The sequence below is a fragment of the Mesorhizobium sp. M1A.F.Ca.IN.022.07.1.1 genome (assembly GCF_003997575.1).
In the GTDB taxonomy this organism is placed as follows: domain Bacteria; phylum Pseudomonadota; class Alphaproteobacteria; order Rhizobiales; family Rhizobiaceae; genus Mesorhizobium.
The window spans coordinates 1-9,361 of sequence record NZ_RZST01000240.1; the positions used below are offsets into that span (position 1 = coordinate 1).

General features: G+C 63.9%; 9 protein-coding genes. 4 read left to right on the forward strand and 5 right to left on the reverse strand.

The genetic code is table 11. The features are described 5' to 3' along the window. Together EOA75_RS22795 and EOA75_RS22800 are read right to left on the reverse strand one after the other, a co-directional pair. A partial coding sequence (locus EOA75_RS22795) for an AsmA family protein (RefSeq protein WP_127325222.1) occupies nucleotides 1–725 on the reverse strand: 725 nt, incomplete at its 3' end. Nucleotides 726–812: 87 nt separating this feature from the next. Further along, a complete protein-coding gene (locus EOA75_RS22800) occupies nucleotides 813–2,225 on the reverse strand; it encodes an FAD-linked oxidase C-terminal domain-containing protein (RefSeq protein ID WP_127325223.1) in 1,413 nt (470 codons plus the stop codon). Nucleotides 2,226–2,381: 156 nt separating this feature from the next. On the opposite strand from EOA75_RS22800, the gene EOA75_RS22805 reads away from it, so the two are divergent. Together EOA75_RS22805 and EOA75_RS22810 are read left to right on the forward strand one after the other, a co-directional pair. Next, nucleotides 2,382–2,867 carry a thioesterase family protein gene (locus EOA75_RS22805; RefSeq protein WP_127325224.1) on the forward strand — a complete coding sequence of 162 codons (486 nt, stop codon included), beginning with the start codon at nucleotides 2,382–2,384 and terminating at the stop codon, nucleotides 2,865–2,867. A 145-nt stretch (nucleotides 2,868–3,012) separates the two neighbouring features. Further along, complete coding sequence (locus EOA75_RS22810; protein ID WP_067323171.1) at nucleotides 3,013–3,228, forward strand: hypothetical protein; 216 nt, start codon at nucleotides 3,013–3,015, stop codon at nucleotides 3,226–3,228. Here the strand turns inward: EOA75_RS22810 and EOA75_RS22815 are convergent. Then, complete coding sequence (locus EOA75_RS22815; protein ID WP_067323168.1) at nucleotides 3,214–3,690, reverse strand: Lrp/AsnC family transcriptional regulator; 477 nt, start codon at nucleotides 3,688–3,690, stop codon at nucleotides 3,214–3,216. The two genes, EOA75_RS22810 and EOA75_RS22815, sit on opposite strands and share 15 nt — an antisense overlap. An 88-nt stretch (nucleotides 3,691–3,778) precedes the next feature. Here EOA75_RS22815 and EOA75_RS22820 point away from each other — a divergent pair, with 88 nt between their 5' ends. After that, nucleotides 3,779–4,693, forward strand: coding sequence for a DMT family transporter (locus EOA75_RS22820; protein WP_127325225.1), 915 nt, complete (start codon nucleotides 3,779–3,781; stop codon nucleotides 4,691–4,693). Nucleotides 4,694–4,848: 155 nt separating this feature from the next. On the opposite strand, the gene EOA75_RS22825 is transcribed toward EOA75_RS22820, so the two are convergent. Both EOA75_RS22825 and EOA75_RS22830 read right to left on the reverse strand, forming a co-directional pair. Next, nucleotides 4,849–5,751, reverse strand: a complete 903-nt coding sequence (locus EOA75_RS22825; protein WP_127325226.1) for a dienelactone hydrolase family protein — start codon at nucleotides 5,749–5,751, stop codon at nucleotides 4,849–4,851. 342 nt (nucleotides 5,752–6,093) lie between these two features. Beyond that, nucleotides 6,094–8,406 carry a glucose/quinate/shikimate family membrane-bound PQQ-dependent dehydrogenase gene (locus tag EOA75_RS22830; RefSeq protein WP_127325227.1) on the reverse strand — a complete coding sequence of 771 codons (2,313 nt, stop codon included), beginning with the start codon at nucleotides 8,404–8,406 and terminating at the stop codon, nucleotides 6,094–6,096. A 182-nt stretch (nucleotides 8,407–8,588) separates the two neighbouring features. Between EOA75_RS22830 and EOA75_RS22835 the strand changes: the two genes are divergently transcribed. Continuing rightward, on the forward strand, nucleotides 8,589–9,361 hold a 773-nt coding region (locus EOA75_RS22835; RefSeq protein ID WP_164747506.1), incomplete at its 3' end, for an ATP-dependent helicase.

Consider the following 9,361-nt stretch of genomic DNA (forward strand, 5'->3'; position numbering starts at 1 on the left):
ACCTTGAACTGACCGGAATAGACCGCCGCGCCTCTGACGATGCCGGCATTGCCGTCCGTCTCGATGATGAGCGGATAGGCATCCGGGTCGGCTTTGAGTCTGACCCGCATCTGGCCGTCGGCTTCCGCTCTGCCGGTTGAGGCCGAGACTTCCGTGCGCAGTCCGTCGAAGCGCAGCGAGCCATCCATCCGCCACGGACCGGCGAGCGACTTTGCCGAAACGGTCGAGTTGATCTCGGAGATGAAATGGCTGCGCCCGCCGGCGGCATGGCGCAATTCGATCTGCCCTTCGGTCACCGTCAGCTTCTCGATCGCGATCTGTCCGGGATCAAAGGGCGTCGACGGCCGGATCGCCCAGTCGACCGTGCCGTCGCCCGCAACATCGATGGTCGCCTTCGGATGCACCAGCCGCATGTCGAAGATCAGCAGTTCGCCGCGCAGGAACGGCGCCAGCTCCGCGTCCATGGAGAAGGTCTCCATCGTCATCGCCGGCTGTCCGCCAGGGCCGCCTGCGACCTCGACATTGGAGAAGGTCACCGAAGGGAATGGCAAGAGCCGCGCGGTCGCGTCGCCTTTCACGGTCACCTTGCGACCGAGGATGGTGCTCGCCTCGCGCTCGAAATCGGCGCGGTAGCCGGTCCAGTCGACGAAATACGGCACCACCAGCGCCGCGCACAGCACCAGCACGAACAGGCCACCGAAGATCACGAACAGGCGAGCGAGCATCGGCCCCAAAGCCTAGGATAAAGTCAGCCGCACTCTACCCGCATCCGCGCGGCGATAAAGAGGCAATTCGGCTGCAACCCTCGGCGTCTAGGCTCTCGGCAAGATCTTGCCGGGGTTCATGATGTTCAGCGGATCGAGCGCCTGCTTGATCGTTCGCATGACCTCAACGCCATGGCCGAGCTCATGGCGCAGGAAGCCGACCTTGCCCTGGCCGATGCCGTGCTCGCCGGTGCAGGTGCCTTCCATGGCGATCGCCCGCATGTTGAGCCGCGCGACGAATTTTTCAGCGAGTGCGATCTCCTGCGGGCTGTCGACATCCATCAGCACAAGCACATGGAAATTGCCGTCGCCGGCGTGGCCGACGATCGGCGCGAGCAGGCCCATTTCGGCAATGTCGGCTTCGGTCTCCGTGACGCATTCGGCAAGCCGGGAGATCGGCACGCAGACATCGGTCGAAAGCCCCTTGGCGCCGGGGCGCAGCGTCAGCGACGACCAGTAGGCGTCGTGCCGCGCCTTCCAGAGCTTCGTCCGCTCCTCGGCGACGCTGGTCCACAGGAATGGTCCGCCGCCATTCTCCTCGGCGATCATGCCGAAAGTCTCGGCCTGTTCGGCGACACCGGCGTCGCTGCCGTGAAATTCGACGAAAAGGCACGGGCTCTCGGGGTAGTCGAGCTTCGAATAATTCTTCATCGCCCGCATCTGCAGCGCGTTGACCAGTTCGATGCGCGCCACCGGGATGCCCATTTGAATGGTCGCTATCACTGCGTTGCATGCGGCCTCCAAGGTCGGGAACGGGCAGACGCCGCCGGAGATCGCCTGCGGAATGCCCTGCAGCCTGAGCGTCAGTGCTGTGATGATGCCGAGCGTGCCTTCCGAGCCGACCAAGAGCCGCGTCAAGTCGTAGCCGGCCGAGCTTTTCTTTGCCCGCTTGCCGGTCGTCACTGCCTCGCCGTCGGCCATCACCGCCGTCAGCGACAGCACGTTTTCGCGCATCGTGCCGTAGCGCACGGCATTGGTGCCGGACGCCCGTGTTGCCGCCATGCCGCCCAGCGAGGCATTGGCGCCGGGGTCGATCGGGAAGAACAGGCCGGTGTCGCGCAAATGGCGGTTGAGATCCTCGCGTGTCACTCCGGGCTCGACCGTGCAGTCGAGATCCTGCGGATTGACCGAGAGGATGCGGTTCATGCGAGAGGTGTCGATGGATATGCCTCCGCCCGGCGCATTGGTGTGGCCCTCGAGCGAGGAGCCGACGCCGAAGGCAATGACCGGCACACGATGCGCGGCGCAGGTGCGCACGATCTCCTGCACCTCCGGCGTGCTTTCGGCGAAGACGACGCCATCCGGCGCCTGGGTCGGGATGTAGGTGGTGGTGTGCGCATGCTGGTCGCGGATCGCCTCGCCGGTCTGAAAACGCTCGCCGAACCGCTGCTTGAGGATGCCGAGCGCGGCGGCGATGCCTTCCTCGTTGCGCTCGACGGGGTTGAGGTCGCTCAAAGCCATGAATTCCTCCGCGAATGGACCAGCGGCCACTCTTGTAATGCAGCTATGGATGATGCCTAAAGCAATTCCAGGAAAAGAGTGAAGCTCCGGAATTGCGCCAGAGCGAAGAGAACCTCACCAGCCAGGCCCTGTCCAGCGACGATCAAGGAAAACCAAATGACGATGCCCGCGCCGATCATTTCCAGCCCGATGGCGATCGAGAAGGACTGGATCGACTATAACGGCCATCTCAACATGGCCTATTACAACGTGCTGTTCGACCGCTGCTCGGACGAAGCGTTCGAGCTGATGGGCATGGGACCGAACTATGCCAAGGACCGCCGCCTCACCATCTACACCGCGGAAGTCCATGTCTGCTACGTGCAGGAGCTTCACCTCGACCACAAGGTGAAGGTCTCGTTCCAGCTCATCGACCACGACGAGAAGCGGCTGAGGGCCTATCAGGAGATTCGCCACGTCGATGGCTGGCTGGCCGCGACGTCCGAGCAGCTTGCGCTGCATGTCGACATGGCCGGGCCGAGGGTCGCTCCCTTCCCGGCCGATGTGATGGCACAGGTTGAAGCCATGAGCGCCGCCCACGCCGCGTTGCCGATGCCGGAGCGTGCTGGCCGTTCGATCGGCATCAAACGCAAGAGCGCTTGAAAACCCGCACACCGGCGTTAACCTTACCAAGGTTTTAACCTGAACAAGCCGATTGAGTCTGTTGAACGACTCAGTGGCGCGTTCGAAAACCGCCGCACCGGGTTTACGCGCGGGCGGCAGGCGGAATGCGGTGCGAGGACAGTGCATGAAAACCGACATCAAGGTCGAAGTGGAGCGGTTGGCGGCCGATCCGCGCATCACCGACTATGATTTCTGGCGATCGTTGAAGAACGTCAACAACGAGATCTTCCACATCGCCAACAACAACGAGCCCATCCCCTTCGACATGATCCGCTGGCGCGCGATTCTCAAGCAGGCGCGCATCAGACGCGGTCACACTGAGCCTTCAGCGCTCCCTTAAACTGCCAAGCGGCGAGCGCGCCTCGACCGGCGACGACTGTATGATGGCGGTGTTGGTCATCGCATAGGGAATAATTTTGTCGATCACCCGCTCCAACTCGGCCACCGAGCCGACATGCGCGAGCGCGATGAAGCAATCCTCGCCGGTCACTCGGTCGCATTGGGCGATTTCCGGCAGGTCGCGAATGATCCCGGCCACCACGGCAAGCTGCCCCGGGACCGGCCTGATTCGCAGCCATGCCGACAGCTTCATGCCGAGCGCCGTCGGATTGATCTTCACCGTATAGGCTTCGATCACGCCATTCTCCTGCAGCTTGCGAATGCGTTCGGCCACGCTCGGCGCCGAGAGCCCGACGGCGCGCGCCAGTTCCGCCGTGCTGGTGCGCGCATCCTTTTCCAGGAGTCGCAGGATTTTCAGGTCCGCCGCATCCAGCTCGCCATTTTCATTTCGAAGGCGTTTCAAATAATTCTCTTTTCTTCAGAAGGTGAACGGTGATCGGAGCCGTGCATCATCCATATAAGTCGCGAAGTTCGCCTGCGATAATGACCCTATGAATTCTGAAGCGCAAGTTCATCCGACAAACCGGGCCGGCAGCGACACCGACGCTGCACGCCCTGCCCTCGCCGGACTGGCCGATGCGGTGCCGCCGCATGTCTGGTTCTGCGTCAGCGCGATCTTCCACTATCTTGGGCCGGCCTTCGCCGTGCTGCTGTTCGCTCAGGTCGGCGTGCTCGGCATGGCCTGGCTGCGCATCGCCACGGCCGCGCTCGTCTTCGCGCCGCTTACCAGGCCATGGGCGGTTTTCACGCGCGCCGACCGCTCGGCCCGCCTGCTGCTGTTGGCCTTCGGCGCCTGCCTGGCGGTGATGAACTGCGCCTTCTATCTGGCTCTAGACCGCCTGCCGATCTCGCTAGTCGCCGCGATCGAATTTGTCGGCACCATAGGCGTCGCGATGGTCGGCCTCAGAACCCCGCGCAATTTCGCGGCGCTCGCCATCACTGTCGCCGGCACGTTGCTGCTCATCGATGTCAAGTGGTCGAGCGATCCCGTCGGCCTGTTCTGGGCTTTTCTCAACGGCGCGCTGTTCATCGGCTATATCGTTTTGGGCCACCGCATCGCCCGAACTGGCCTCGGCATCGCCGGCCTCGGCACCGCCATGGCGATCGCCTTGCTCGTCGTGCTGCCGGTCGGCTTCAGCGAGGCGCTGCCAGCCTTCTCGGCGCCGCAACTGCTGATCGCCGGTATCGGCGTCGGCCTCTGCTCCTCCGTCATCCCCTACATTTGCGATCAGCTCGCCATGGCGCGGCTGCCGCGCGCGAGCTTCGCGCTCATGCTATCGCTCTTGCCGCTCACCGCGACCCTGATCGGCGTGGTCGTGCTCAGGCAGGTTCCGAGCCTCACCGATTGCCTCGGCATCGCGCTGGTTGTGGCGGGCGTCGCCATGCACAAGCCAGCGCCGGAGTGATCCGCCGCCGTCGAGGTGTGTTGAGCTTCAGGTCAGGCCGAGCCGAGAATGGTGGATTCCGAGAACCGGAGCGGAGCGTACTTTGAAGTACGTGAGCACCGGAAGCGCAGGGAGCCGCCATTCGCAGGCCGGGCTCACCTGAATATCAACACACCTCAGGCCAGTTTCTCCTTAAGGAAGGCGACCGTCCTCCCCCAGGCCAGATCGGCCGCCTTCTTGTCATAGCGCGCGGCCGAGGTGTCGTTGTTGAAGGCGTGGTTGACGCCGTCATAGACATAAACGGTGTATTCGACATGCGCGGCGTCCAGCGCCTTCTTGTAGGCGTCGATGCCGGCATTGATGCGCTCGTCCAGCCCGGCATAATGCAGCAGCAGCGCCGCCTTGATCTTCGGCACATCCTCGGCCTTAGGCTGCATGCCGTAATAGGCGACGCCGGCACTGAGGTCCGGCGCATTGACGGCGAGCGTGTTCACCGTGCCGCCACCCCAGCAGAAGCCGACCGCGCCGACCTTGCCGTTGCTGTCTTGGTAAGTCTTGAGATAGGCGACCGTCGCTACGCCGTCGGCCGCGACTTGGGCAGCATCAAGCTTGCTGAACATGTCGCGCGCCTTGTCCTCGTCGGCTGGCGTGCCGCCGAGCGGCGACAGGAAGTCCGGCGCCAGCGCGACGAAGCCTTCCAGCGCCACGCGCCGGGCGACGTCACGGATATGCCCATTGAGCCCCCGGTTCTCATGGACGACGATCACCGTGCCGAGTTTGCCGGACTGATTCGCCGGCTTGACCAGATAGCCCTTCATCTCGCCGCTGCTGCCGGGATAGGTAATGTCCTCGCCCTTCACCCTCGGATCGTTCTCGGCGACGATCGCCGCCTTGGCCGAATTCGCAGCCAGCATCGGCGCGATCGCGGCGGCCGCGGCGCCCGATCCAGCGAGCCGAGTCAAGTGCTCCATGAAGCGCCGCCGGTCGAGCGTCAGATGCGTATATTCGTCATAGGCATCGATCATCGCCTGAGTGATGATGGGCTGTGTGACGACAGGCTTGGCGACAGGTTCGGCCATGGCTCTCCTCGACGACTGTTTGACGCGCAAGATAGGGTTAGAACGCGCACGGTCCAGTCATCCGCCGGCGACAACGGCACTCGATCCGAACTTCGACCATGACGATTGCCGGTGGCTTCTGCATCCATCACATTTTGGTCATTCCGAAAAAGTTGATGGTGCTGTCACGGTGGGACGGGAAACTGCGGAGCGGCCCCGCCCGGTCCGAACGGCAAAAAGGGGAATGCCGGGAACGTGATGGCCGCCGGCGTAGCGGCTGGCTGAGGCGGCGCTTGCTGTCGTCGCTGCAGGCGCTTGGCCACGTGCTCGGCGAAAAAGGCCGGCGCGATTGGATGTCCTCGTCTACTTGGGCAGCGTGTAAGCCATCACATAATCGCCCGGCTTGGTACCGACCGAACCGTGGCCGCCGGCGACGATGACCACGAACTGGCGGCCGTCGGCGACGGTGTAGGTCATCGGTGTCGACTGGCCGCCGGCCGGCAGCCTCGCGCGCCAGAGCTGCTTGCCCGTCGTAAGGTCATATGCGCGCAGATAGTCGTCGACCGCGGCCCCGAGGAAGGCAACGCCACCGGCCGTGATCATCGGCCCGCCGATGCCTGGAACGCCGACCTTGAGCGGCAGGGGCAGCGGCGTCATGTCGTAGACGGTGCCGTTGCGATGCTTGTAGGCGATCTGGCCGGTTCTCAGGTCGACGCCGGCGACATAGCCCCAAGGCGGCGCCTGACAGGGAATGCCGAGCGGCGACAGGAATGGCCCCATCACCACCGCGTAAGGCGCGCCCTCATTGCGGTTGAGCCCCTGCTCGCTGCCCTTGGTGTCGCCGGGCGGCGGCACGTCCGCGCGCGGAATGAGCTTCGACGTGAAAGCGAGATAAGTCGGCATGCCGAACATCACCTGCCGCACCGGGTCGACCGCGACCCCGCCCCAGTTGAACACGCCGAAATTGCCGGGGTAGACCAGCGTGCCCTGCAGCGAGGGCGGCGTGTAGCGTCCCTCGTAACGCAGTGTCTTCAGTTCGATCCGGCACGCCAGCTGATCGAACATGGTGATGCCCCACATGTCGGCGCCGGTCAGCGGCTTCGGGTTGAACGACAGGTCGGACGACGGCTGCGTCGGCGAGGTATGGTCGCCTTCGATCGCTCCGCCCGGTGCCGGCACTTCCTTCACCGGAATGATCGGTTCGCCAGTGCGCCGATCGAGCACATAGAGATCGCCCTGCTTGGTCGGCCCTACCAGTGCCTGCACCACGCCGCTCCCCGTCGTAATGTCGACCAGCGTCGGCTGCGCCGGCACGTCCATGTCCCACAGGTCGTGATGCACGGTCTGGCGCACCCAGCGCAACTGTCCGGTGTTGAGGTCGAGCGCGGTGATCGAGGAGGAGAATTTTTCGACATTGGCGCTGCGGCCCATGCCGAGCTGGTCGGGCGTCTGGTTGCCGAGCGGCAGGTAGAGCAGGCCAAGCTTCTCGTCGGCGCTCGCCGTTGACCACATGTTGGGCGAGTTATTGGTGTATTTCTGCTCCGCCGGCAGCGGCGTCGTCTGATCCGGTTTGCCGGAATCCCAATTCCACAACAGCGCGCCGGTGCCCGCGTCATAGGCGCGGATGACGCCCGACGGCTCCTCGGTCGAATAATTGTCGTTGACCGCGCCCCCAACGATGATCTTGCCGGCGAGGATGAGCGGCGCCGAGGTCGAATAGTAATAGCCCGACTTCGGAAAGGGCATGTTGGCCATCAGGTTCAGCGTGCCGCCTTCGGCGAAGGACGGACAAACTTGCCCGTTCGCGGCATCGAGAGCGATCAGCCGGGCGTCCGAAGTCGGCAGGTAGATGCGTGCCGCGCAGGGCTGGCCCGCCGCGATCTTCGCATCGGCGTAATAGGAAACTCCGCGGCAGGTCTGGTGCTGGCGGTTGGGATCGAGCTTGATCTTCGGGTCGTAGCGCCATTTCTCCTTGCCGGTCGCGGCATCGATGGCGATGGCGAAATTGTGGGGCGTGCAGATGTAGAGCGCATCACCGACCTTGAGTGGCGTTACCTGATAGGTCGTCTCGCCGATGTCGTCCGGACCCTTCATGTCGCCGGTGCGGTAGGTCCAGGCCGGCTGCAGCTTGGCGACATTATCCGGCGTGATCTGAGCGAGCGGCGAGTAACGCTGGCCGAACGGCGTGCGGCCGTAGAAATGCCATTCGCCCGCCGGCATGTCGCCGCCGAGATTGGCCGTCGGCGTCACCTTATCGGTGTTGAGCGTGCCGCCGATGTCCTTCGGATCGGCGGTCATCGAATAGCCAGCCACTGCAAGCGATGCGAGCACCGCCAGGATGAGCGGAGCGCGTCCGTCCGGACCGGTGAATCCCCGCCTGGCCCATGGCGTCAGCAGCCAGAGCGCGATGAGAACGATGATGCCGCCGCGCGGGCCGAGCTGCCACCAATCAAAGCCGGTTTCCCACACCGCCCAGCACAGCGAGGCGAGCACGATCGCGGCATAGAGCCAGAGCCCTGTCGATCTGCGGCGGAAAATGAGCCAGGCGGTGATCAGGAAGGCCAGTCCGGCAATCAGGTAGTACCAGCTGCCACCCAACGTCACCAGCCAGATGCCGCCGCCGCCGAGGACCAGGCCGATAAGCAAAAGGACGAGGGAGGTGATGGTGACAGCCAAGACGATACTCCTTCGACTGTTGCGCGCTTGCGGCGCCTCTGAGGCAACGGCTTGCCGTCCCTGCCCTGTTGGCAGCTTTCTCTCGCAAGTTGCGCCTGTCAAGGCGGCCCCGAACAGGAACAACTAGAACAAAACGGAGACACTTCTGGCCTTTCGCTGCCGAATCACTACATTCGGGGGCGATGTCCGGCTTTTCGGAAGACATGCCCTTTTTTGACGAACCGAATGCACGGCCCGCCGCCCCATCCGGCCTTGCCGCGCGCGCCATGGCCGCACGCAACGCGCAGAACCGTGCGCCCGATTATCTGAACGGCCTCAATCCCGAACAGCGGCTCGCTGTTGAAACGACCGAAGGCCCGGTTCTGGTGCTGGCCGGCGCCGGCACCGGCAAGACGCGGGTGCTCACCACGCGAATCGCCCACATCCTTGCCACCGGCAGGGCCTTCCCCTCGCAGATTCTCGCCGTCACCTTCACCAACAAGGCCGCGCGCGAGATGAAGCAGCGCATCGGCTTGCTGATCGGCGAGCAGAATGTCGAGGGCATGCCCTGGCTCGGCACCTTCCACTCGATCGGCGTCAAGCTGCTGCGCCGGCATGCCGAGCTTGCCGGATTGAAATCCGATTTCACCATCCTCGATACCGATGACGTGGTACGGCTGATCAAGCAGCTGATCCAGGCCGAAAATCTGGACGACAAGCGCTGGCCGGCCAAGACCTTCGCGCAGATGATCGACAACTGGAAGAACAAGGGCCTTGGCCCCGACGAGATTCCGGAAGGCGACGCGCGCAGCTTCGGCAACGGCAAGGGGCGCCAGCTCTACAAGGCCTATCAGGAACGGCTGCAGACGCTGAATTCCTGCGACTTCGGCGATCTCCTCTGTCACCCGATCCGCATCTTCCGCGCCTATCCGGACGTGCTGAGGGACTATCATCGCAAGTTCAAATACATCCTGGT

Excerpts from the sequence above, each read along its gene's own strand:
- EOA75_RS22800 (WP_127325223.1), bottom strand. The coding sequence starts at position 2,225 with ATGGCTTTGAGCGACCTCAACCCCGTCGAGCGCAACGAGGAAGGCATC.
- EOA75_RS22805 (WP_127325224.1), top strand. The coding sequence starts at position 2,382 with ATGACGATGCCCGCGCCGATCATTTCCAGCCCGATGGCGATCGAGAAG.
- EOA75_RS22810 (WP_067323171.1), top strand. The coding sequence starts at position 3,013 with ATGAAAACCGACATCAAGGTCGAAGTGGAGCGGTTGGCGGCCGATCCG.
- EOA75_RS22820 (WP_127325225.1), top strand. The coding sequence starts at position 3,779 with ATGAATTCTGAAGCGCAAGTTCATCCGACAAACCGGGCCGGCAGCGAC.
- EOA75_RS22825 (WP_127325226.1), bottom strand. The coding sequence starts at position 5,751 with ATGGCCGAACCTGTCGCCAAGCCTGTCGTCACACAGCCCATCATCACT.